At 66.7% G+C, this 24,042-nt stretch carries 18 protein-coding genes and 1 pseudogene; 10 read left to right on the forward strand and 9 right to left on the reverse strand.

Features of this window, described 5'->3' with window-relative positions; translation table 11 throughout:
* Positions 1-161 precede the first annotated feature (161 nt).
* The 7 genes from ACSFCA_RS31045 (at position 162) to ACSFCA_RS31075 (ending at position 10,255) form a co-directional block, all read left to right on the forward strand.
* Positions 162-4,208, forward strand: a complete 4,047-nt coding sequence (locus ACSFCA_RS31045; RefSeq protein ID WP_435462128.1) for a TOMM system kinase/cyclase fusion protein — start codon at positions 162-164, stop codon at positions 4,206-4,208.
* A gap of 18 nt (positions 4,209-4,226) precedes the next feature.
* On the forward strand, positions 4,227-5,018 hold the full coding sequence (locus ACSFCA_RS31050) for a BMA_0021/BMA_0022 family TOMM bacteriocin (protein ID WP_258353585.1): 792 nt from the start codon (positions 4,227-4,229) through the stop codon (positions 5,016-5,018).
* 94 nt (positions 5,019-5,112) lie between these two features.
* Positions 5,113-5,865 carry a class I SAM-dependent methyltransferase gene (locus ACSFCA_RS31055; protein WP_435462127.1) on the forward strand — a complete coding sequence of 251 codons (753 nt, stop codon included), beginning with the start codon at positions 5,113-5,115 and terminating at the stop codon, positions 5,863-5,865.
* Positions 5,858-8,017: a TOMM precursor leader peptide-binding protein gene (locus ACSFCA_RS31060; protein ID WP_435462126.1), complete on the forward strand. Its 2,160-nt coding sequence runs from the start codon at positions 5,858-5,860 to the stop codon at positions 8,015-8,017. The genes ACSFCA_RS31055 and ACSFCA_RS31060 overlap by 8 nt, the downstream gene beginning before the upstream one ends.
* A 39-nt stretch (positions 8,018-8,056) precedes the next feature.
* Positions 8,057-9,001 carry an FHA domain-containing protein gene (locus ACSFCA_RS31065; protein ID WP_435462125.1) on the forward strand — a complete coding sequence of 315 codons (945 nt, stop codon included), beginning with the start codon at positions 8,057-8,059 and terminating at the stop codon, positions 8,999-9,001.
* Positions 9,002-9,069: 68 nt separating this feature from the next.
* The gene (locus ACSFCA_RS31070; RefSeq protein WP_258353589.1) at positions 9,070-9,762 is read left to right on the forward strand and encodes a hypothetical protein; all 693 of its coding nucleotides are present in this window, start codon (positions 9,070-9,072) and stop codon (positions 9,760-9,762) included.
* A 124-nt stretch (positions 9,763-9,886) separates the two neighbouring features.
* Positions 9,887-10,255 (forward strand): hypothetical protein, encoded by a 369-nt coding sequence (locus ACSFCA_RS31075; protein ID WP_258353590.1) that lies wholly within the window; start codon positions 9,887-9,889, stop codon positions 10,253-10,255.
* A 10-nt stretch (positions 10,256-10,265) separates the two neighbouring features.
* Here the strand turns inward: ACSFCA_RS31075 and ACSFCA_RS31080 are convergent, their stop codons facing one another.
* The 3 genes from ACSFCA_RS31080 to ACSFCA_RS31090 all read right to left on the reverse strand — a co-directional run bounded on the left by ACSFCA_RS31080 (position 10,266) and on the right by ACSFCA_RS31090 (position 13,293).
* Entirely contained in the window at positions 10,266-10,658 is a 393-nt protein-coding gene (locus ACSFCA_RS31080) for a nuclear transport factor 2 family protein (RefSeq protein WP_093058832.1), read from the reverse strand.
* 95 nt (positions 10,659-10,753) lie between these two features.
* Positions 10,754-12,304: an amidase gene (locus ACSFCA_RS31085; RefSeq protein WP_435462124.1), complete on the reverse strand. Its 1,551-nt coding sequence runs from the start codon at positions 12,302-12,304 to the stop codon at positions 10,754-10,756.
* Positions 12,304-13,293, reverse strand: a complete 990-nt coding sequence (locus ACSFCA_RS31090; RefSeq protein ID WP_258353592.1) for a Bug family tripartite tricarboxylate transporter substrate binding protein — start codon at positions 13,291-13,293, stop codon at positions 12,304-12,306. Before ACSFCA_RS31090 ends, ACSFCA_RS31085 begins: the two co-directional genes overlap by 1 nt.
* Before the next feature lie 163 nt (positions 13,294-13,456).
* Between ACSFCA_RS31090 and ACSFCA_RS31095 the strand changes: the two genes are divergently transcribed.
* Entirely contained in the window at positions 13,457-14,371 is a 915-nt protein-coding gene (locus ACSFCA_RS31095) for a LysR family transcriptional regulator (RefSeq protein ID WP_258353593.1), read from the forward strand.
* Between the two features lie 46 nt (positions 14,372-14,417).
* Here the strand turns inward: ACSFCA_RS31095 and ACSFCA_RS31100 are convergent, their stop codons facing one another.
* From ACSFCA_RS31100 to ACSFCA_RS31125, 6 genes are all read right to left on the reverse strand, one after another.
* Positions 14,418-16,874, reverse strand: coding sequence for a GcvT family protein (locus tag ACSFCA_RS31100; protein ID WP_435462123.1), 2,457 nt, complete (start codon positions 16,872-16,874; stop codon positions 14,418-14,420).
* A 33-nt stretch (positions 16,875-16,907) separates the two neighbouring features.
* Positions 16,908-17,774: a formyltetrahydrofolate deformylase gene (purU, locus tag ACSFCA_RS31105; protein WP_258353595.1), complete on the reverse strand. Its 867-nt coding sequence runs from the start codon at positions 17,772-17,774 to the stop codon at positions 16,908-16,910.
* Between the two features lie 10 nt (positions 17,775-17,784).
* Positions 17,785-18,915 carry a 2-aminoethylphosphonate--pyruvate transaminase gene (locus ACSFCA_RS31110; protein WP_435462122.1) on the reverse strand — a complete coding sequence of 377 codons (1,131 nt, stop codon included), beginning with the start codon at positions 18,913-18,915 and terminating at the stop codon, positions 17,785-17,787.
* 56 nt (positions 18,916-18,971) lie between these two features.
* Positions 18,972-20,696, reverse strand: coding sequence for a putative 2-aminoethylphosphonate ABC transporter permease subunit (locus ACSFCA_RS31115; RefSeq protein ID WP_435462121.1), 1,725 nt, complete (start codon positions 20,694-20,696; stop codon positions 18,972-18,974).
* Entirely contained in the window at positions 20,693-21,829 is a 1,137-nt protein-coding gene (locus tag ACSFCA_RS31120; RefSeq protein ID WP_435462120.1) for a putative 2-aminoethylphosphonate ABC transporter ATP-binding protein, read from the reverse strand. Before ACSFCA_RS31120 ends, ACSFCA_RS31115 begins: the two co-directional genes overlap by 4 nt.
* Positions 21,830-21,907: 78 nt before the next feature.
* On the reverse strand, positions 21,908-22,948 hold the full coding sequence (locus ACSFCA_RS31125) for a putative 2-aminoethylphosphonate ABC transporter substrate-binding protein (RefSeq protein ID WP_093058824.1): 1,041 nt from the start codon (positions 22,946-22,948) through the stop codon (positions 21,908-21,910).
* Positions 22,949-23,108: 160 nt separating this feature from the next.
* Here ACSFCA_RS31125 and ACSFCA_RS31130 point away from each other — a divergent pair, with 160 nt between their 5' ends.
* A complete protein-coding gene (locus tag ACSFCA_RS31130) occupies positions 23,109-23,837 on the forward strand; it encodes a phosphonate utilization associated transcriptional regulator (protein WP_435462119.1) in 729 nt (242 codons plus the stop codon).
* A 1-nt stretch (position 23,838) separates the two neighbouring features.
* A pseudogene (locus ACSFCA_RS31135) lies at positions 23,839-24,042 on the forward strand (phosphonoacetate hydrolase); the annotation flags it as partial.

The following is a 24,042-nucleotide window of genomic DNA, read 5'->3' on the forward strand; positions in this document are numbered from 1 at the left end:
CGCGTTGCGCGGGTTTTCTTTTTTGGGGCGACCCAGTTGAAAAGTCCTCGCGTCCGCTACAGTAACAATTAGTGTCTAATTCGCGTTCCTGCCGCAGCGCAGATCGCGGCCGCAGCACGCTCCGGAGGACTCTCAACGCGATCCATCACGACGAGACTGAAATGCAGGATGCCGTCACCAACCCCACGCACGCAGTGTCGCAATCATCATTGCCGAATCCGTTGGAGATTCCGGGCTACGAGTTGCTGGAGGAGCTAGGCGCCGGCGGCTATGGCACCGTGTATCGCGCGCTGCAGAAGAACACGGGCACCGTGGTCGCAATCAAGGTCGTGAAGCTGCAGGTCGGCAGCCAGCGCGTTGCACGTTTTCACCGCGAGACGAAGCTCTGCGCCTCGCTGCACCATCCGCACATCGTCCAGTTGCTCGACAAGGGTGAGCAGGGCCCATGCGTCTACGGCGTCTTCGAGTACGTGCCGGGCGAAACGCTCACCAGCCTGATCCGGCGCAAGGGCGCGCTGACGGCCACCGAAACCGCCCACCTCATGGCGGAAGTGCTGGACGCGCTGGACTGCGCGCACAGCGCGGGCATCGTGCACCGCGACCTGAAGCCCGACAACGTGATGGTCACCTTCACCGGCGCCGTCCCGCATGCGAAGGTGCTCGACTTCGGCATCAGCACCGTCATTCCCTCGAACAGGGGCGCCGAGTTTCCTACGCTCACGATGACCGACGAGTCTCTGGGCACGCCGGCCTACAGCGCGCCTGAGCAACTGCGCGGCGAGCCGCCCGGCGTCAAGTCAGATATCTACGCCTGGGGCCTGATGTTCATCGAGTGCCTGACGGGCGTGCCCGCCATTCGCGGCGCATCGGCGGCAGAAATTCTTCACCAGCAACTGAGCCCGCAAGAGGTGCCTCTGCCGGCGGAAATCGCCAGCCATCCGGTGGCCTCCGTGCTGCGCCAGGCATTGCGCAAGAAGGCGGCCGACCGCAGCGATTCAGCAGCCACGCTGCTGGCCGAACTCGGGCGCCTGCGGCTTGACGATCTGGTGGGCGTGCTGCGATCGGCGAAGCAGGCGCAAGACGAAGCTCTCAGTCACACCGTGGTCACCACGCGCGGCTTTTCCGAAAAGCGGCAGCTCACCGTGCTGTGCTGCAGCGTCTCCGTCTGGCCGGACGCCGGCGCGGACGAAGAGGGCATCGACGACGCCTTGCCCTCCGACATCGAAAACCTGGAGCTGCTGCAGCGCAACGAGCTCACCCTGTTCGCGGAGACCGCCACGCGGCGCGGCGGATTGCTGGCCGGCACGCTGGGCGACCGGATGATCGTGCTCTTCGGCTATCCGCACGCCAGCGACACCGATGCGCGGCAGGCCGGCATGACGGCGCTGGAGCTGATCGAGCTGAGCCGCCAGCGCTCGGCTGCCATCGAGCAGGCGCACGGCGTGCACCTGGGCATTCGCATGGGCATGCACACCGGCATGGCGGTGGTGGCCGCCGGAGAAATTCCGTCGGGCCATGCCGTCAACGTTGCGGTGCGGCTCGAGGGCGTGGCCGATACCGGCACGCTGCTGGCAAGCGAAAGCAGCTACCGGCTGCTGGGCCGCCATGCGCGCTTCGACAAGGCCGGCAACGTGACCCTGCCGGGGCAGTCCGGCGGCATCCAGACCTATCGCCTGGGCGGTGAACAGCAGGCGCCAGCGCCGCATGGATCCGTGGAACAGGCACTGCACAACGCGTGCATCGGACGCGAGGCAGAACTGCAACAGCTGCGCGCCGCATGGGCGCAGGCCCGGCAAGGCCACGGCGGAGCGGTGTGGGTCCGCGGCGAGCCCGGCATCGGCAAGTCTTGTCTCGCCGACGTGCTGCGCGAGCAGGTGGCGCAAGAAGGCTGGCAGACCGTCAGCGCGCAGTGCCAGCCCGAGAACCAGAACAACGCGCTGACGCCGTTCCTGACGCTGCTGCGCCAGCGCCTCGAAGCCGCGCCGGACGCAGCCACGCCCGACGCCCGGCGCGAGCGGCTGCGCGAGGCCCTGCAGGCCGCCGGCTGCGACGCCGAAGCGGTGCTGCCGATCTTCTGCGCTTGGCTGTCTCTCCCACTGGGCGACCGCGCACCCAGCCAGGTGTCCCCCGCGATGCAGAAGGGATTGCTGCTGCAATCGACCGCACAGTGGCTGCTGCACATGGCCGAGGCGGCACCGCTGCTGCTCCTGCTCGAAGACGTGCACTGGGCCGACCCCACCAGCATCGAGTTCGTCGAGCAGCTGGTTGCCCAGCTGCCGCAGCAGCGCGTGCTGCTGGTGCTGACTGCGCGGCCCGAATGGGTGAAGCCGCCGGCGCTGCAGGCCGAGTGCATCGAGGTGCGTCGGCTCGAAGACACGCAGGCGGCCGAACTGGCCCGGCAGGCGATGGCGCCGAGGGTCGCCGCGCAGCAGGTGATCGACAACGTGGTCGCGCGCACCGACGGCGTGCCGCTGTTCATCCAGGAAATGGCGCGCATGCTGCTCGACGCCTACCTGGTGGAACAAGAGGGCGTCTGGGTCTTCAAGGACACGGCGCAGCCGGCTGCCATTCCGGTCACGCTGCGCGACTCTCTGGTCAGCCGCTTCGACCGGCTGGGCTCCGTCAAGGGCCTGCTGCAGCTGGCAGCCACCATCGGGCGGCAGTTCGATGCCGAATTGCTGTGCGCCTGTTCGGGCAAGTCGCCCGAAGCGATGGACAAGGACATGGCCGTGCTGCTCGACGCGGGGCTTGTGGCCCCGGCCGGGCCGCCGGGCGCCTTCATCTTCCGCCACGCGCTGATTCGCGACACCGCCTACGAATGCATGCTCGACGCGCAGCGCCGGCAACAGCACCGCAACGTCGCGCAGACGCTGCTGAGCAGCCAGCCGCAGCGCGTGGCGAGCGAGCCGGGCAGCGTGGCCCAGCACTGGGCCGATGCGGGCGAGCACGCGGAGGCCGTCGCGCTGGCCGTGCGCCAGCTGCTCATTACCCAGCACCGCTCGCTGAACGACGAAACCATTGCCTATGCCCAGCACATCGACGGCTGGATGGCGCACCTGGACAGCGCCGCGCAACGCGAGGCGCGGCTCGACGTGAACAGCTACGTCACGCAGGCCATGATGAACAAGTACGGCTGGGCGCATGCGCAGGTGGTGGACCGCATCGCCCTGTCGCAGGAGCTGCTCTCCGACGACGTGGCGCGCGAGAAGCAGGTGCAGCACCTGTGGACGCTGATCACCTTCCACCACGTCGCGAGCAACCGCGCCGAGGTGCAGCAGCTGAGCAACCGGCTGCTCGACCACGCCACCCAGCAGCAGGACGAGGGCGTGTTCGTCGCGGCGCAAACGTACCTCGGGCTCGCGCACTATTCAGACGGCCATTTCGAGCGCGCCGAGCAGTCGTTGACGGACGGCATCGAGCGCTACAGCCCCGAGGCGCACGCGCACCACGCCGCCTACTTCGGCTTCGACACCCGCGTGTGGGCGACCACGGGGCGTGCGCTGGTGCGCTGGTTCGCGGGCCACGATGCGGCCGCGCGCGCCGACGCCACGAACGCCGTGCGCTGGGCGCGCGAGATGTCGCACATTCCGTCGCTGAGCATGGCCCTGCTGTACCAGAGCCTGGGCCATCAGGGCCGCAACGACAAGGCGCGGGCGCTGGTGAGCACGGGTGAGCTGCTCGGCATCACCGAGCGCTACGGCCTGCCGGCATTCCAGGGCTACGCGGCAATCATCCGCTGCTGGGCCACCGGCGACGTCGACAACATCGCGCAGGCCGACGGCTGGGTGCAGGCGCTGTGGGGCATGGGCTGCCGCTATTGCCAGACCTACTACCGCGCCTTTGCCGCCGACACGCTGGCCGCCAATGGCCGCTGGGGCGAGGCGCTGGAGCGGGTCGACGAGTGCCTGCGCCTGGCGGACGAGCTCAAGGAAGGGCTCTACAGGTCCGAGCTCCATCTGCAGAAGGCCCGCTACCTGCAGGCCTCGGGCGGCGAACACGACGCAGTGGCCGAGTGCTTCTCGCAGGCCGCCAACGTGGCGCGCGAGGGTGCGAAGTACAGAACCGAATACGAGGCCCTGGTGGCGTTGCAGGCACTGGCACCCGCCGGGCACGACGTGGCTGGACGCCTCAAGGAGCTGGCCGACCTGCGGCCGGAACTGCCGTCGCGCATGCCCGTGCATGCGCCTGTTTCTCGAACCATGTCTTGAACCAAGGATGAAGTCACCATGACCTTTCAAAGCCAAGCTGCCGAACCGTTGCTCGAATTCCGTCTTGCCTACCTGCGTGGCATTGCCAAATCGTGGCAGGACGATGCCTACCGCCGCGAACTGCTCGACTCGCAGGACATCCAGCCCATGCTGCACCGCGACTTCGGCTTGCCGACGCTGTGGCCGCAACTCGACGTGAGGCTTTTCCAGAGCCCCAATCCGGACATGCGCGCCGAATGGAAGCCGGTGCTGACCTCCGGCTGGGTCGGCCCCGACGACTCCTTCGTCATCGTGCTGCCGCAGGCGCCGTCGTCGCATGCCACGGAGGCTCTGGCCGCCTACTACCAGCTGTTCCCGAACTTCATGGGCTCCGCTGCTGCCTTCGAAGCACCCGTGCCGCCCCCCGGCATCGTGGGTGGCGCACTGCCCACCGGCCTCGGCATTCCCGGCGGCGGCGATGGTTCGCTGCTGGCGTTCGGCGGTGTGGTGCTGCGCGCGATTGCGCTCGCATGGCAGTCGCCGGAGTTCCTTTTCGACCTGACGCGCGACCCCGATACCGACAAGGCGCCCGTGCTGAGTCAATGGCTGGGCTACAACAACCCGTTCAACTTCAAGATCCTGTTCACGACCAATTCCGCCTTCACGTGGGATGCGGCAAAGGGCGAATGGAATCTGAAGAACGCGGACGGCTCGCTGATCAAGAACGGCATCCTCCTCAACTACCCGACCGCACCGGTGGAAGTGGACATGCGGCCGATCGCGCTCACCTCGTACAACAACACGGGCGACGCCTATCCCTTCACCTGCTGAGTCCGCTGCCGAACAGGGGCAGGCCACGGGCGCGCTGCAAGGCGTCTCGGCCACGCTCCTGCTGACGCTGGCCGCGCGTGCCGACTCCGGCAGCGTGGCCGATGCGTCGGTGTTTTCCGATCCCGAGGCGCGACGCATCGCGGCGTCGCTGCCCTTCGATCTGTCGGCCTATGCGACGGACGCGGCATTCGTCAGGAGTGTGGTCCTGCGTGCCGCACTGTTCGACCGCTATGCGGCCGAGTTCCTCGCGGCCCATCCGACCGGCCTGTGCATCACGTTGGGCGCGGGGCTGTGCACCCGGCGCAGCCGCCTCGGAGCCGCCGTGACTGCGGGTTCCCGTTGGCTGAACGTCGATCTGCCCGAGGCCATCAGCCTGCGGGCGCAACACATTGCACGCCATGAGGGCGAGAGCGATCTCGCATGCTCGGTGCTCGACGACGCGTGGTTCGACGCCGCCGGCCTGCCCGGCGAGCGGCCCGTGCTCGCGATGCTGGAAGGCGTCTGCCCCTACCTGCCGCAGGCGCCGCTGGAGGCGCTTCTGCGCCGGTTGGCCGGGCGCTTCGAACACAGCGCGACGCCATGTGTCGTCGTGCTCGACCACGTGCATCCGATGTTCGCGCGCATGCCCATGGAAGTGGGCGGCATGCGGTTGCCAGTGGTGTCGGGCTTCGAGGATGGCGCCCGCATCGCAGGCCTGCATCCGTCGATGCGGGTGCTGTCCGAAGACCATATCTACGCGCAATTCTCGGAACAGCATCGGCTGTTCGAGGCGGCGTTCCGGGCCACGACAGGCGCTTGGCCCTATGGCGTCGTGCGCCTCGCGCTGGGCCTGAAAGACGATGAGTAGCGCTGCGGCGGCGCCGGATTTCTTCGGCGATGTTTTCCGTTGGCACGACAAGTACCTGCCGCCGGTGGTGTTGCAGGACCGCCTGCTGCTGCCCAGCGAGAACGACTTGCTGGTGCTCGGCTCGCCGGGCGTCATGGCCGTCGAACGCGTGCTGCGCGAGGGCGTCAGCCTCGCCACGTATTGCCGGAACGAAGGCGCGGCCGCGCTGCTCGCGCAGATGCTGCATGCGCTCGAAGCATTGACGCGCCAGGGGCTCGTGCGACCTGTTGCGATGGACGGCGGCGAGCCGTACCTCGTGCCTGATTTTTCTGCGGTGCATGTGCGCACGGCCCTCTCCGCACATGTGGATGTCATCGCGCTGTCGAACGCCATGCGCGACGACGTGGCAAGCGGCTGGGCGCAGGCGTTCGCCGACACCAGCCTCGCCCTCGTTTTTTGCGACGACTACCTCGACCCCCGGCTCGGCACCATCGATGCGCAGCAGCGCGCCTCGGGGCGTCCCTGGCTGCTGGTCAAGCCCACCGGCGAACAGGCCATGGTCGGCCCATTCTTCAGGCTGGGCGCGGCAACGGTCGGCCCCTGCTGGCATTGCCTCGCGCACCGCTGGCTCAGGAACCGGCCGGCGCGCGCCTGGTGGCAGGCGCGGCATGGCATCCCGGGCAGCGGCCTGCCGGTGCGGGCAGGCGACCGGCTCGTCGCCGAACGCCTCGACCAGTTGCTGCCCATCGCGCGGCAAATCGCCACGCACGCGGACGCGCAGGTGCGCACGCTTGATTCGCCGCAGCCGCATTCCGTCGCTGCCCGCCCCCAGTGCCCGCACTGCGGAACGCCGGGGCTCGTGGCGCAGCGGCAACGCGAGCGCATCACGCTGGCGCCAGGTCTGCCCATTGGCCGGCGCGATGGCGGCTGGCGCACGGTGCCGGCCTCGGCCACGGTGGAGCGGCTGGCGCCACACGTCAGCCCGCTGTGCGGCGTGATCGCGCAGATCGCGCCGCTGAACGCCGAGTCCGAGGGCGCGCTGACGGTCTATCGCAGCGAAATCTTCAGGACGCCGCCGCCCGGCGACGATCTTTTGCCCGGCGCGCTGACCCAGATCTGCCTCGGCAAGGGCATGTCGATGGACCAGTCCCGCGCCAGCGCGCTGTGCGAGGCGGTCGAACGCTATGCCGCCTTCCATCAGGGCGACGAAGCCTCGGTCGTGGCCTTCGCCGACGACCTCGATGCGCGCTGCATCCAGCCGCAGGCGCTGGCGCTCTTCAGCGACCGGCAACGCGAGCGATTCGACACGGCGCACAAGCCCCCGCATGCCGTGGCGTCGTCCGTGTCGTCCGGCCCCGCGTGGTGGACGCCTGCCTGGTCGCTCACGGCCGATGAACGCTGTTACCTGCCGCTGGCCTTCTGCTTCGCCCACGCGCCGGCGCAAAGCCAGCGCCACGTCAGCTGGACATCGAACGGCTGCGCTGCTGGAAACACGCGCGAGGAAGCCATCCTGCAGGGCTTTCTCGAACTGGTGGAGCGCGATGCCGCCGCCATCTGGTGGTACGGCGAAGTTCCCAGGCCGGCCATCGACCTTGGTGGCCTGTCCGACGAAATTCGCCAGCGCGTTGAACGCACCTGCGGCCCACAATGGGAGCGCTGGGTGCTCGACATCACCCACGATTTCGGCATTCCGGTGGCGGTTGCCATCGGCCGGCATCTGCAGACGGGCGCGTGGGCCATCGGCTTCGGCTGCAGCCCCGATCGCGCGCTGGCCTGCGAGCGCGCGCTCACCGAAATGAGCCAGCTGATCGCGGCGAGCAAGACCTTCGCGATGCAGCGTGCCGCCGGGGAAGCCAGGGAAGAAGGCCCGCTGCGCTTTCTCATGCCGTCGGGCGCGGGCAACGTCGCGCCGACGCCGGCCGCGCGCACGGACATCGCCGAGGAGATCCGGCGCTGCGTTGCCATTGCCGCCGCGCTCGGCCTGGAAGCCATCGTCCTGGACCACACGCGCCCCGACATTCCCCTGCACACTGTGAAGGTGGTCGTGCCGGGGCTGTGCCACATCTGGCCTGAGCTGGGCAATCCGCGTCTGTACCGCGTTCCAGTCGCCATGGGATGGCGCGACACTCCGGTGTGCGAAAGCGACCTGAATCCGCAGGCGCTGTACGTCTGATACGGTCCGATTTCAAGAGAAGGAGAAAAGGGAAAGCCGATGGCCATTTTCAGGAACAAGCTCGACGAGCGCGCCATCATGCTGCGACCCGTGCACGCCTTCGGCCGCCGCGCCTCGGCGTGCCAGACGGTGCTGAAGGCGCCGGATGTGTCGCAGGTCCATGCGATGGTGCGGTGGAACAGGCACACATGGGAAATCGTCGACCAGAGCCGCAATGGCACCACCGTGAACGGCGAACGCCTGCCCAGCGGCCGCTGGACTGCCTTGCCCGTGGGCGCCGAAGTCCGCATGGGCGTAGGCGATGAAACGGCCTGGACCGCGGTCGACCTGGCACCGCCGGTCACCTGCCTTTTCCCTGTCAATGGAGGCGTTGCCCCGCTGGCGCTGGGCCTGCGCGAAAACCTGCTGCCGGACGAGCACCAGCCCGAAGTGAACGTGTATTTCCAGGACGGCAGATGGATGCTCGAGCACATCGACGGCATCGAGCCCCTGAGCGACGGCGCCATGGTCCGCACCGCGGTTCGCACCTGGGAGTTCGTGCTGTGCGACGACCTCGCGTTCACTTCCGAGAACCCGATCACGCCGTCGGCGCCGGGCTCTGCATCGGCGGATGTCGCGCTGCACTTCAATGTCAGCCAGAACGAGGAGCACACGAGCCTGAGCCTGGTGGCAGAAGGCAAGTCGGTGTCGCTCGGCGAACGCATCCATCACTACACCCTCGTCACGCTCGCGCGCGTGCGCCAGAAAGACGCGCAAAGAGGAATCGCGCCGCAGAGCCAGGGCTGGATCGGGCTGGACGAACTGTCGCGCATGCTGGGCGTGGAGCCCTCGTACGTGAACATCCAGATCTTTCGCGCCAAGCACCAGATCCTCAATGCATTGCCGCCCCATCTGGCCGAGCCGCCGCTGGTCGAGCGGCGTCGCGGGACCGTGCGGCTGGGCAACTATCCCTTCGAGATCCAGGGCGGTGCACAACCTGTGTAATCGTCTGTAATTCCATTCGATCCCTGCGCTCCCTAGAGTGACGTCAAGTTCGGTGCCGCCGTCGCGGCATGAACTGGCTGATCAACCACTTCCGGGAAGTTGTCATGGGAATGATCTATTCCGTCACGGTCAACAACCATGCGAGCCATTCGGCTTATTTCATGGTGTTCCAGAACGACCCGACGCAATGGGCGCCGAATGCCCTGTCGCTGGCCTGGTTCGCCAAGTTCTCGAACCCGAGCCCGACTTCGCGCGTCAAGTTCCAGTGGAGCATCGACACCGGCTTCTCCTGGGCCGAAACGGGCGAGCTGCAGCCCGGCATCCAGTTCATCGCCACTGAAACCTACGACCCCAGCGGCCTGAACAACAAGATCACGCTGGACTACAACGGCGCCTACCGGTTCGTGAACCCCACCCAGGGGCCCGACCAATCCCGCTTCTATCTCGCCGAATCGCCCAACATCCCGCTCAGGTCCGCGGCCGCCGTGGGCGTGACCATGGGGGGCAGCACGGTGTATGCGGCGCAGGCGCGCCCCAATCAGAACCTGGCCTTCTCGCCGCGTCCCAAGTACTTCATCGCCTACGGTGACTACGAGGAAGGCGGCGTGATCGACGTCAGCACGGTCAACAACCCGCTGGAGCTGCCATTCCCGGCGGGCGTCTACGCGTTGACCACCACGCTGAACGCAGACGGTACCTGGGACCAGCCGGAGAGCCTGGCCCATTCGAACGCGAGCCGCCTGCGACTGCTCGCGGCCTGAACTTCCAAGCCTGTCACACAACGTGCGCCTCCGCCGAGGATGACGATCATGAGAAAGCCACGCCATGTTGCAATACCCCATGCCGCTGAGGCAGCCATCACCGCTGAAGTTCCGGAGTCCGGCGATGCACTCGCAAACCGCCGTTGAAAGAGTCGCCATGCGGCGCGTGTTCCTGGTGCCCCCAGGTGCCCGCCCGGAGGATCCCGGCGTCGACTGCCTGCCCATGGACGAAGAGGTCTGGGAGCGCGGCTACACGCTCGTGATCGACGAAGTCAAGCGCGGCCTGCTGCAGGACTTCTGGAAGAACTACTACGGCGCCTCCGCCGAAATGGCGATGTCCGGCGACCGGCTGATGGAGTTCCGCAAGGACATCATGGCGATCACGCCGGACTGCCTGAGCGAGCCGACCGTGTTCCGCTTTCTCGTGCAGCTGACCCGCATGTGCGTTCGGGCGTACAGCGTGCAGGGTAGCCTGCAGGTCGTCGCTGACTGACTAGGATTGACTAGGATTGCGCCGCCTGGAGCTGCGCCGCCATCTTCTGGTGAATCAGGTTCACCGCCTTCAGGGGACGCAGCATCACCTTGAACTCGGTGATCCTGCCTGCGTCGTTCCACTTCATCATGTCGACGCCGTTGATCTGGATGCCGTCCAGCTCCAGCGCGAATTCGAGCACGGCGTCGTTCGCGGACCGCAGCTCGCGCACATAGCGAAAGCTCTCGTTGAAGAAGACCTGGAACGCCGCGGCCAGGTACTTCTGCGTGATGGCTTTCCCGACCTGGGGCTTGTGCACCACCGGTGAGTGGAAGACGGCCTCGTCGTCGAGCAGGGCGTCGAGCCCCGCCACGTCGCGTTCCTTGACGAGCCGGTGCCAGGTGGCGAGGGTGTCGATGGCCATGGTTCTCCTGAGGCTGTGAGTGAAGATGCCCGGCATTTGACGCACCCGCGTGCGACATGGCAAGGCTTCCCCCGCGCCTTGGCGACTCGGCTCCCTCAGACGGCAGACGCCGCGGCAGCCCTCGTACCGCGACGGTCGAAGACCGGCGGCGTCTTGACGATCGAAGTCAGCGCGGGTTCGGCCATGCGCAACGAGGCCAGGTCGGGCCGGGGGCGGCGCAGCTGCGCGTGGGCCGAGAAGGCTTCTTCCATCGCCCGCGCGGCGCCCAGCACCTGGTGGTCGGCGCGAAAGCCGCCCACCACCTGCAACCCGAAGGGCATGCCCGCGTGGTCGAGCCCGCAGGGCAGCGAGATGGCCGGGTGCGTGGTCAGCGTGACCACGTAGGTCAGCGCCAGCCAGCGGTAGTAGTTGGCCTGCTGCTCGCCGTTGATGTGGCCGGCATACAGCTGCGTCCACGGAAAGGGCGACACCGGCGTGGTTGGCGACAGCACCAGGTCGTAGTCGGCGAAGGTCGTCTGAAAGCGCTTGATGAGCCGCGTCTGCTCGGCCTGCGCCCAGGCGCTGTCGAGCAGGCTCATGCGCGCGCCCATCTCGTAGTTCGCGCGCGGGTTGGGCCCCAGGCTGGCGGGGTCGCGTTCGTAGGCCGCCTGCATGCCCGCCACGAAGGCTTCGGCACGCAGCACGTCGAAGCAGCGGTGCGCCTCGCCCATGTCGAACTCGACCTTGTCGCAGCGGCGGAACAGGTGCCGCATGGCCTCGATCTTCTGCCGGAAGGTGGCGCGGATGCCGTCGTCCACGGCGCAGGTGCCGAAGTCTTCGGTCCACGCCACGCGCAGGCCGGCCAGGTCGACCTGCGCGGGCGCCAGAAAAGACATCGGGTCGAGCGGATAGCTCAGCGGGTCGCCCGCGTGCATGCCGGCGGATGCCGCCATCTGCAGACAGGCGTCTTCCACCGTCCGGCCCATGGGGCCGACGACCGAAATGGGCGTCCAGCCCAATGGCTTGCGCACGCTGGGCACGATGCCCGGCGACGGCCGGAAGCCCACCACGCCGCACTTGGCTGCCGGAATGCGCAGCGACCCGCCGGTGTCGGAGCCGGTGCATACGGGCAGCATGTCGCAGGCCAGCGCGGCCGCCGAGCCGCCCGAGGAGCCGCCGGCATTCAGGTTCGGGTTGAAGGGGTTGCCCGTGGCGCCCCACACGTCGTTGCGCGAGTTGGCGCCCGCGCCCATCTCGGGCACGTTGGTCTTGCCCGCCACGATGGCGCCCGCGCGGCGCAGGCGGGCCACCAGCTCGATGTCTTCCGTGGGCACGTGGTCGCGGTAGATCGTCGAGCCCCAGGTCGTGAGCAGGCCTTCGGTGGGCTCCAGGTCTTTCACGCCCAGCGGAAGGCCGTGCAGCAGGCCGAGCGAGTCGCCGCGCATCACGGCGCTTTCGGCCACCATGGCTTCGTTGCGCGCTCGCTCGAAACAGGTTGCGGTCACCGCGTTGACGAAGGGGTTCACGCGCTCGATGCGCGAGATGCATGCTTCAAGGAGCTCGACGGGCGAGATGGCCTTGCTGCCGATGAGGCGGCGCAGTTCGACGGCGGATTTTTCGACGAGCTCAGTGCTGGTGTCGCGGGAAGTGTTGTTCGTCGGGTTCATCAGTCGGCTGTGATGTTTGCGCGAGCCGCAACGGCACGCATCAAGGGCAGTTCGCGGTTGATCAGCTCACTCGACGCGGCACTGCTGCTGAACGCCGGCTCCAGCCCCTGGCCCAGCAGCTTGGTACGCGTTTCGGGGTCGGCGATGGTCGTGGCCAGCGCCTTCTCGAGCTTGGCCTTCACGTCGGCGGGCACGCCCTTCGGGACGGCGATCATCAGCCACGAGTCCATGTCGACGCTGGCATAACCGCTCTCGGCGAAGGTGGGCACGTCGGGCAGCAGGGCGGAGCGCTTCGCAGTCGTCAGCGCAATGGCCTTGATCTTTCCGCTCTTGAGCTGCGGGATCGCCGCGCTCACCGTGTCGATGCTGAACGGAATCTGGCCGCCCATCAGGTCGGTCATTGCGGGCGCGCTGCCCTTGTAGGGTATGTGCGTCATCTTCAGGCCGGTGGCATGCAGCATGGTTTCGCCGGCGAACTGCGCGGTGGTGCCGGTGCCGAAGGAGCCGTACGAATACTTGCCCGGCGAGGCCTTCACGTAATCGACGAACTGCTTCACCGTCTGCACCGGCACCTCGCTGTTCGCCAGCAGGATCAGCGCGACGCGACCCGCGATGCCGATGGGGTCGAAGCTCTTCACCGGGTCGTAGGGCAGGGCGGCGCGAATGGCGGGGTTGACGGTGAACGTCGAGCCCGAACTGATCAGCAGCGTGTAGCCGTCGGGCGCGGCCTTCGACACATAGCTTGCGCCGACCACCGTGCCGGCGCCCGCGCGGTTCTCGATGATGACGGGCTGGCCGAGCTCCTTGGCCAGACGCTGAGCGATCACGCGCCCGTTGACGTCCGTCGCTCCGCCAGGCGGGAACGGAATGACCAGCGTGATCGGGCGCGAGGGAAAGTCCGCCGCGGCGGCAGGCGTGGTCAGCGGCAGGGCGCCAAGTGCGAGGCCACATACCAGTGCCATGCGCGCCATGAGCGGGAGACGGTTCATCGGGAACTCCTGGATTTCGACGGGGGATTTCGATGGGGATCGGGAGAGGGCAGGTTCATCCTAGGAGCGTCATGCCAGTGTCACAAGCGCAATGTTTAGAATTCTGCGTTGCCGAATCGGCAATTCACGCAATCCGTTTCAGGCCACGCCACAGGAGAAATTCATGCAGCTTCGTGCCTTGCAGGAGACCGCGGTGCGCTACTTTCTCGAGGTCGTGAAAACCGGCTCCGTGAAGGAGGCAGCGCTCAAGCTCAACGTGGCGCCCTCGGCGGTGAGCCGGCAGGTGGCGCGGCTGGAGCGCGAACTCGACACTCTGCTGTTCGAGCGCCATGCGCGCGGCATGGTGCCCAATGCCGCGGGCGAACTGCTGGCGGCGCATGCCAAGCGCGCGCAACAGGACATCGAGCGGGTCACGAACGACATCGCCGGCCTGCGCGGCCTGCGCAGCGGCCATGTGCGCGTGGCGAGCACCGAGGGCTTTGCCTTCGACTTCATTCCCAGGCTGATCGCGGACTTCCGCCGCAAGCACGAGGGCATCCGCTTTCACCTAGAGGTGTGCTCGCCCGCCGATATTTCGAGCCAGGTGCGCGACGGCGAGGCCGACGTGGGCATCACTTTGAGCGCCGCGCCCGAGCCCGGCATCGAGATCCAGCTGCGGTACCCCAGCCCTATCCTGGCCGTGATGGCCAGGGACCACCCGCTGGCGCAGCAGCGGCAGCTGTCGCTGCGCCAGGTGGTCGCGTATCCGCTGGGGCTGCCGCAGGAAGACAGCTCCATACGCCGCCTGCTCGACGCAAGCTGCGCCCGGCAGGGGCTGCGCTATTCACAGGCCATGTCCAGCAACCACGCGAATGCGCTGCTGAGCTTTGCAGCCGCTGGTGGCGGCAGCATCGCCTTCTACGGCCCGCTGTCGATACGCACGCTGCTGCAGAGCAAGGCACTGGTCGCCCTCCCCGTGAAAGATCGCGAAATGAACGAGCGGCACCTGGAGATAGAGACCATGGCCGGCCGCTCGCTGCCCGATGCCGCGAAAGCCTTCGTGCGGCATCTGGTGGAGGCCGTCAAGGCCAGCGGATAGGCCCTGGGGTTGCGCCGCCTTCAGGGTGGCATCAGGTTGGTTTCCGCTATCCGCGCTGTTCGAGCGCAGCCTTGATGAGCGAGGGGTAAGGCGGCCGCGATTGCGGCGTGGCTGCAAAGCGCTGGCCGGCGATGTCGATTTCGTACTCGCCGTGCATTGCCTCTTCCCTCGTCAGTGGTTCGGCGCTGCGTACGTAGCCCATCACCACCATCCGCTGCAGTACCGCGCTGTAAGCCGTGGAGGTCAGCTCGCCGACGGCCTTGCCGTTGCGCAGGATCGGTTCGCCGCCCCATGCGAAGGCCTGCGGGTCGTTCAGCGTGAACATCATCAGCCGCTTGGAGAGCCGCTCGGGTGTGATCTTCGCGAGCGCGGCCTGTCCGATGAAGGCGACCGGCTTGTCCAGCTGGACCGCGAATTCCAGGCCTGCCTCGAACGGGTTTTCGTCCGGCCCAAGTTCGAGGCCGAAGGCTCGGCGCCCGGCCTCGATGCGCAAGGCGTCGATCGTGTAGTAGCCGCCGTCGCGAAGGCCCAGGTCGGTGCCCGCGTCGAACAGCGTGTCGTACACATGCACCGCCATCTCAGTCGGGATGTACAGCTCCCACCCTGGACCGCCGACGTACGAGACCTTGGCCGCGAGTGCGCGCGCGTAGCCGACATCGATCTCGATCACTGCCGATTGCGGGAATGCCTCCTTACCCAGGTCCTGCGGCGTGACCCGGGACAGCAACTGCTGTGCCTTCGGGCCGGTCACCGTGAGGGTGCAGTAGCTGGAGGTCACATCCGTCACCGTCACATGCTCGTGTGCTTGGAGGTGGCGTTTGATGTGGCCGATGTCGCGGTACGGCTGCGCCGAGCCGGTGATGATGAGGAAGCAGTCTGCCGCCAGCCGCATCACCGTGAGGTCGCTCTCGAAGCCGCCGCGCTCGTTGAGCAGCGCGGTGTAGACCATGCTGCCGGGCCGTATCGCCACGTCGTTGGCGCACAGGCGCTGCAGCAGCAGTTCGGCGTCGCGGCCCTGCACCATCAGCTTGCCGAACGAAGTCTGGTCGAAGACGACCACGTCTCGCCGCACCGCCATCTGCTCTTCGATGCAGGCATCGAGCCAGTCGGGCCGGCCGAAGCCATAGCGGGCCTGCGCCTCCTTGCCCGGCAACGCGAACCAGCTTGCGCGCTCCCACCCCAGCTTGCTGCCGAACGCCGCGCCCTTGGCCTTGAGCTTGTCGTACAGCGGCGAGCGGCGCAGCGGCCGTCCGGACTCCAGCTCATGGCGCGGCCAGCGCATTGCGTAATGCAGCCCGAGCGCTTCCACCGTGCGGTCCTTCAGCCAGCGCTTGTTGCTGTTGAAGGGTGCGAAGCGGCGGATGTCCACGTCGAGCAGATCGGCCGGCGCAGCGCCACCGACGATCCATTCGGCGATCAGCTTGCCCGCGCCGCCCGCGTTGGCGATGCCGGCCGAGTTGAAGCCGGCGGCCACGAAATAGCCGCGCACCTCGGGCGCTTCGCCGAGGATGAAGTTGCCGTCCGGTGTGAAGCTCTCGGGGCCGTTCAGGAACAGCTTGATCTCGGTGGTCTCCAGTGCCGGCGTACGGTGCACCGCTTCGTCGAGCAGGATCTGGAACTGGTCCATGTCGTCCGGCAGCAGCTGGAACTCGAACTTCGGCGGGATGCCGTCCATGCCCCAGGGCTTGGCCACCGGCTCGAAGCCGCCCATCACCAGGCCGCCGACTTCTTCCTTGTAGTAGATGTAGCCGTCGGGGTCGCGCAGCACCGGCAGGTCCCGGTGGACGCCTTCGATCTCCTTGGTGACCAGGTAGAAGTGCTCGGCCGAGTGCAGCGGGATGTTGACGCCCGACATCTTGCCCAGCTCGCGCGCCCATTGGCCGGCGCAGTTGAGAAAGCTCTCGCAGCGCACCGTGCCCTGGTTGGTCTCGACGCCGACGATGCGGCCGTTCTCGATGATCGTGCCGGTGATCTGCACGCCCTCGAAAATTTTCGCGCCGCGGTTGCGCGCGCCCTTGGCCAGCGACTGCGTGAGGTCGGTCGGGTTCGCCTTGCCGTCGCCGGGCAGCCAGACTGCGCCCACGAGATCGTCGATGCGCATCAGCGGCCACAACTCCAGCGCTTCGGCCGGCGTGATGAACTCGGCCTCGATGCCGAAGCTGCGGGCCGTGGCGATGGTCCGTCTCAACAGCGTCATGCGCTCGGGCGTGCGCGCAACCGTGATGCTGCCGCACTGCTTCCAGCCGGTGGCCAGGCCCGTCTCGGCTTCGAGCGAGGCATACAGGTCGATGCCGTAGCGGCTCATTTTCGTCATGCTGCGGTTCGCGCGCAGCTGGCCGACCAGCCCGGCGGCATGCCAGGTCGTGCCGCAGGTGAGCTGGCCTTGTTCGAGCACGATCACGTCGGTGCAGCCGAGCTGGGTGAGGTGGTAGGCCGCGCTGCAGCCGGCAATGCCGCCGCCCGCGATGACGACCTGCGCATGGGAGGGAAGTGGCGTCGCCATGATGTGTCGGAGGACTCGTTGGTTGATGGAGGGTTACTTGAAGACCACCGTCTTGTTGCGATGGACCAGGATCCGGTCTTCCAGGTGCAGGCGCACGCTGCGCGACAGCACGCTCTTTTCGATGTCCTTGCCGAGCCGCACCATCTCCTCGATCGAGTTGCCGTGGTCGATGTCGATCACGCCCTGATCGATGATCGGGCCGGCGTCGAGCTCGGCCGTCACGTAGTGGCTGGTTGCGCCGGTCATCTTCACGCCGCGCTCGAAGGCCTGGTGGTAGGGCTTGCCGCCGACGAAGGCCGGCAGGAAGCTGTGGTGGATGTTGATGATGCGGTTGCGCAGGCGCTGGGTCATGTCGTCCGACAGCACCTGCATGTAGCGCGCGAGCACCATGAAGTCGCCGCTGAACTCGCGGAACAGCCGCTCCACTTCGGCATAGGCCTGCGTCTTGGTGTCGGGCGTCACCGGCACGTGGAAGAACGGGATGCCGTGCCACTCGACGAAGGATCGCAGGTCGTTGTGATTGGAGATCACGCACGGAATTTCGCAGTGCAGATCCTTGTTGCGCCAGCGGTGCAGCAGGTCGTTCAGGCAGTGGTCGAGCTTGCTCACCAGCACCAGCATGCGTTTCTTCACCGAGCTGTCGGAAACGCTCCACTCCATGTCGAACTGCTTCGCGACCGGCGCGAAGCGTTCGCGCAGTTCGTCCAGGTAGAAGGGCAGCGTGTCGGCCTGGATCTCCACCCGCATGTAGAAGCGGTTGTGCAGCGCGTCACCGTGCTGTGCGGCCTGGGTGATCAGGCCGCCGTGGCTCGCGATGAAGCTGCCCACGCCCGCCACGATGCCCGTGCGGTCCGGGCAGGTGAGGGTGAGGATGTATCGGCGTGGCGTTTCGTCGCTCATTGCAATGCCTTCAGGCGGCAACGGGTGCGGTGACGCGCCTGATGCCCATGGCCTTGAGCGTCTCGCCGATGGCGGCCACCGCGCCCGGAATGCCTGCCTCGCCGAAATGCCCCATGCAGCCGACGCGGAAGGTTTCCACCTGCGTGAGCTTGCCGGGGTAGAGGATGTAGCCGCGCTTCTTCACCTCCTGGTAGAAGGTCTTGAAGTCGTAGTTGGCATCGTCGGGCGCGTGGAAGGTGACGATGATCGGCGCCTGGATGGCAGACTCCAGGAAGCTGCGGATGCCCAGCGAAGCCAGGCCTTCGATCAGCGCCTTGCAGTTGCGCGCATAGCGCCCGCCACGCGCCGCAAGGCCGCCTTCCTCGATGTACTGCGCAATGGCGGCGTCGAGCGCGGCGACCACGTGCGTGGGCGGCGTGAAGCGCCACTGCGTGGTTTTCTCCATGTACACCCACTGGTCGTACAGGTCCATGCTCAGCGAGTGACAGTTGCCTTCGCACTTCTCGAGCGTGCTGCGTTTGATGACGACGAAGCCCATGCCCGGCACGCCTTCGAGGCACTTGCCCGAAGCGGCGACGACCGCATCGAATGGCGTCTTGCGCGCATCGATCTCCAGCGCGCCGAAGGAGCTCATGGCGTCGATGATCAGCCCGCGGCCGTGCCTGGCGACAACCACCGCGATCTCGTGCAGGGGGTTGAGCACGCCGGCACCGGTTTCGCAGTGCACCACCGCGACATGGGTGATGCTTGGGTCGGCTGCGAGCGCCCGGTCAACGTCGGCCGGCGAGACCTGTTTTTCTTCCGTGTAGTCGATGGTGGTCAGCTTGCGGCCGAGCACCTTGCAGATCTTGGCGAGCCGCTGGCAATACGCGCCATTGTTCGGCACCAGCACGTGGCCGGCGCGCGGCACGACGGTGCCGATGGCAGCTTCCACCGAGAAGGTGCCGCTGCCCTGCAGCGGAACGCACTCGTGCGTGCCGGTGCCGTGCACGATCTCCAGCACATGCTTGCGGATGCGCGCGGTGATCTGGTTGAAGTCGGCGTCCCATGATCCCCAGTCGCGCAGCATCGCCTGGCGCGTGCGGTCCGAAGTGGTCAAGGGGCCGGGCGTGAGAAGAATGGGGTAGGGGGCTTGACTCATGATGTCTCCAGGCAGGGAAAGAAATGAGAGGAAGGGGAGGAGAGAGGGGCCGCCGTTCAACCGCGGCTCAGGTTGCGCCAGGCCTGCGTGCGCGACAGCAGCACGCGCGTGAGCAGCGAGTAGGCGATGCACACGATGGTCGAGGTGACGACGATCAGGCTGGCCAGCGCCGCGGCCGGGCCGATGTCGCCAGCGTCGTCCAGATGCATGATCGCGACCGAGGCCAGGATGGTCTCCGGCGTGTAGAGAAAGATGGCGCACGACAGGCTGGCCATCGACACCACGAAGAAGTAGCGCCCGATATCCAGGATGGCCGGCAGGCACACCGGCACCGTCACGCGCAGGAAGGTCTTGAAGAACGGCACCTTGAGCGAGGCCGACACGGCCTCGAACTCGTTGTCGATCTGCTTTAGCGCCGTCACGGCCGTGAGATGGCTCGACGTGTAGTAGTGCACCACCATCGAGATGATCAGGATCGCCATCGTCTGGTAGAGAAAGTTCAGCGGGTTGGCCGGATGGTTGAAGAACATCACGTAGCCCAGCCCGAGCACCAGGCCCGGCACCGCCATCGACAGCACCGCCATCAGGTGCATGCCCTTGCGCATCAGGCCGAGGTTGCGCGTCTTCTCGATCAGGTAGGCGCCCACGAAGACGATCAGCGAGCCTGCCACGGCGGTGGCCATGGCAACGATCAGGCTGTTGCCGTAGGCCGCGGCCATGTCGCTTTCGACCAGCACGAAGTGGTAGTGCTTGAGCGTGAGCGAAAGGTCGTAGGGCCACAGCGAGATCAGCGAGGTGTAGATCGCCATGCCGATGGTGGCCAGCAGCAGGCCGCACACCACCGCGCAGAACAGCATCAGCAGCGGATCGGCGAGCTTGCGGCGCTTGGGGCTGTAGGGCACCGAGCGGGCCGTGAGCTGCGCCTTCAGCTTGCGCCGCACCACGTAGTCGATCACGAAGGAAATGATCGATGGAAGCAGCAGCAGCATGCCCACCACCGCGCCGATGGAGAAGTTGTGCTGCCCCACCACCTGCTTGAACACATCGACCGACAGCACGTTGAAGTTGCCGCCGATCACCTTGGGCGCGCCGAAGTCGCTCACCACGTAGGTGAAGACCACGGTGGCCGCGCTGATGAGGCCGTACTTGCACGAGGGCAGCGTGATGGTCATGAACTGGCGAAACGGCCGCGTGCGCAGGGCAGTGGCCGCCTCGTACAGCCGACCGTCGGCGAGCGACAGCGCGGTGACCAGGATCATCAGCGCATGCGGAAAGGTGTTGTAGACCTCGGCCAGGATGATGCCGGGCGCACCGTAGATCGACGTGCCGCCCAGCAGGAACTTGAGCGCGCCCTGGTTGCCGAACCACTGCACGAAGGAAATGGCCGACAGCAGCGATGGCGCCAGCAGCGGAATCAGCGCGATGAGGCGGAACACCGCCTTCAGCGGCGCCGGCATGCAGCTGCGCGTGAGCGCGTAGGCAAAGACGAAGGCGGTGGGCACCGAGATCATCACCACCGCCGCCGAAACCCAGACCGAGTTCCATGCCGCGCGCAGCAGGCTCGGCGTCTGGAAGTAGGTGATGAAGTGGGCAAGGCCGACGAAGCGGCTGTCCTTGTCCTGCACCGCATGGGCCAGGATGGTCGCCAGCGGTGCGATCAGGAACACGAAGAGCATCGCCATCACCACGAACAGGATGACCCGGGCAATGGTCTCGTCGCGACTCCAGCGCATGGCCGGTCGCGCGGCGAACGCAGGACGGGGGTGTGCCAGCGTGTTCATGGCTTCGGGCTGCGTGCGGAGAAGGCGCGGATGCGATTGGCGCGCAGCGCGATGTCGATGGTGTTGCCTTCGCGGATGTCGAGGTCGTGCAGCTGGTTGAGCGAGAAGTGCAGGCCGAGCGTTTGTCCGTGCAACGCATCGGCCGTCACTTCGGCGATGCACAGGCCGCCGAGAAACTCGACCTTGGTGACCAGCGCCTGCAGGCGGTTGGCCGTGTCGTCACCCAGGTGCTCGACCGCGCGGTCTTCGGGGCGCAGGTAGAGGTTGACCGCTTCGCCGGGCTCGAAGGCGCCGTCGCAGGCGTCGCACTGCAGCTCCATGTCGCCGACCTTGAAGCGGTGGTTGCCCAGCGCCACCGCGCGCAGCACGTTGACCTTGCCGACGAAATCGGCCACGAAGGGCGTGGCCGGCTGTTCGTAGACTTCCATCGGCGTGCCGACCTGCTCGATCACGCCGTGATTCATGACCACGATGCGGTCGGCCATCGACAGCGCCTCTTCCTGGTCATGCGTGACCATGATGGTCGTGATGCCGACCTGCTTCTGCAGCCGGCGGATTTCGCCGCGCAGGCGGATGCGCTCCAGCGCATCGAGCGCCGACAGCGGTTCGTCGAGCAGCAGGAGGCCGGGGCGCGTGGCGAGCGCGCGGGCCAGTGCAACGCGTTGCTGCTGGCCACCCGAAAGCTGGCTCGGGTACTTGTTGCCCGAGGTCGGCAGGCCGACGAGCTTCAGCAGTTCTTCGACACGTGTCTTGATCTCACCTCGTTTGGCGCGGCTGTTGACCAGCCCATAGCCGATGTTCTCGGCAATCGACAGGTTGGGAAAGAGCGCATACGACTGGAAGACGATGCCGTAGTCGCGCCGGTCCGGCGGCAGCCACGAGACGTCCTTGCCGTTCTGCAGGATCTGCCCGGCGGTCTGCGTTTCCAGCCCCGCGATGATGCGCAGCAGCGTGGTCTTGCCGCAGCCCGAGGGGCCCAGAAAACACAGCATCTCGCCCGGGTTCACGCGCAGGTGTACGTCGCGCAGCGCGCTGAAGGATTCGAAGTCCTTGCGAACGCCGACGATCTCGAGCGCTGCGGGAGCGCTAGCAGGCACCGGGCTGGCAATGAACTTGGTGTCGGTCATATCCATTTTTCGCACTCGTCGTTGGCGGGCGTCACCACTGCGGCAGCGCCCGCGGATTGAAAGTCGTGGGGAATGCCGTCGGGCCTACTTGGGTTCAGCCTTGCCTTCGTAGCGCTTGCTCCATTCCGCCAGGATGCGCTCGCGGTTCTTCGCTGCCCAGTTGATGTCGTTCTTGGCGAGCAGCTTTTCGTAGTTGTCCGGAATGCCTTCGAGCTTCGAGGCCACGCCGGGGTAGGCCACCACCGCCCACCATGTGGAGGTGATCTGGTTGGCCTCCTTGCTGGCCATCCAGTCGGCGAAGCGCTTGGCCTGTTCCGTCTTCTTGCTCGTCTTCATGATGCTGGTGGCCTCGATGTCCCAGCCCAGGCCTTCCTTCGGGAAGATCAGGTCGACGGGCGCGCCCGATTTCTTGACCTGGTGCGCGCGGAACTCGAACGAGATGCCGATGGGGAACTCACCCGCGCCGGCCTGCTTGCAGGGCTTGGAGCCCGAGTGCACGTACTGCGCGATGTTCTGGTGCAGCGCGTCCATGTACTTCCAGCCCTCTGCATCGCCCATGTTCTGCAGCCATGACGACACGTCGAGATAACCGGTGCCGCTGGAGGCCGGGTGCGGCATCGAGATGGTGCCCTTGTAGACGGGCTTGGCCAGGTCCTTCCAGCTCTCGGGCTTGGGCAGGCCGAGCTTCTGGGCCTCGACGCGGTTGAAGCAGATGGTGGCGGCCCACACGTCCATGCCCACCCAGGCCGGCGGGCGGGCGCTGTCGGAGTAGGCGGGGTTCAGGTCCTTGAAGCCCTTGGGCTCGTAGGGCAGGAGCATGCCTTCCTGCTGCAGCAGCGCGAGGCTGCTGGCGGCCAGGCCGGCCACCACGTCGGCCTGCGGGTTGGCTTTTTCGGCCAGCAGCTTGGCGGTGACGATGCCGGTGGAGTCGCGCACCCACTTCACTTCAATGTCGGGGTTGGCTTTTTCGAAGGCGTCCTTGTAGAGCTTCATGGCGTCGGTCTCGAGCGCCGTGTAGACCAGGAGCGGAGTCTTCTGCGCCCAGGCGGCGCCGCCGGCCATGAGGCCTAGCGCCGCAACGCACAGGGCCGCGGTGAGACGGCGCGTGCTTTGTTTCATCGTCATCTGTTTCTCCTGAAATGGCTTGCTGTCACAGGGGTGAGTGAGTGGCGGGCTCCGGCAGTTGGCATTGCTCAAGCTCCGGTGATCGCAATGTAGATTGCTGATTGAAGACTGTCAATAAAAAATTGTTGACAGTTTTCAATCCTCGGGGAAAATACGCCCCATGGTCACCAGCAATCACTCCGCCGCCCTCGCGTTTCTCCAGTCCAGCTCGCTGCCGATGCTGATGCAGGAAGAAATCGAGCGTTTGATCATGACGGGCGAGCTCCCCGTGGGCAGCCGTATCAACGAGAGCGAACTCTCGCAGCGCTTCAACACCAGCCGCGGCCCTATCCGCGAGGCGTTGCGTGCGCTGGAAGAGGCCGGCCTCGTGCGCAACGAAAAGAACCGTGGCGTCTTCGTGCGCGAGATCGCATTCGAGGAAGCCGACGAAATCTACGAACTGCGCGAGGCGCTGGAAGAAATCATCGGCCGGCGCGTGGCGCTCGCCATCAGGCCCGACGCGGTCGAGCGCCTGCGCGCCATGCTCGATGCAATGCGTTCGGCGGCCCAGGCGCAGGACGTGGAGCAGTACGCGCAGCTCAACCTGCAGTTTCACGAGATCCTGCTCGACACGGCCGGCAGCAAGAAGCTCACCGAAACCTACAAGCGCCTGGTCAAGGAGCTGCACCTCTTCAGAATGCGTGCGCTCGACAGCGGCGGCGGCCTGCGCGTGTCGGCCGACGAGCACCGCGACATCGTCGACGCCATTGCCAGCGGCGACCCCGACACAGCAGGGCGCGCGCTGCGCCAGCACGTCGCGGGCAGCCGCGCGCGCATGCACAAGGCCTTCGGCCGCGCCGATTCCGACGCGGCGACCGCATCGAACAACCCACCCCAAAAGGAAGTCTGAAATGACACCGGAGACACTCGAAGTCAATGCCCGCAGCTACCGCTGGATGAGCCGCCCCGTCGTGGTGGTGTGCGTCGACGGCTGCGAGCCTGCGTATCTCGATGCCGCCATCGCAGCCGGCGTAGCCCCGTACATCGAGCGCATGCGCAAGAGCGGAGCCGACCTGCTGGCCGACTGCGTGGTGCCCTCCTTCACCAACCCGAAC

The organism is Variovorax multivorans (genome assembly GCF_051216835.1).
GTDB lineage: Bacteria > Pseudomonadota > Gammaproteobacteria > Burkholderiales > Burkholderiaceae_C > Variovorax.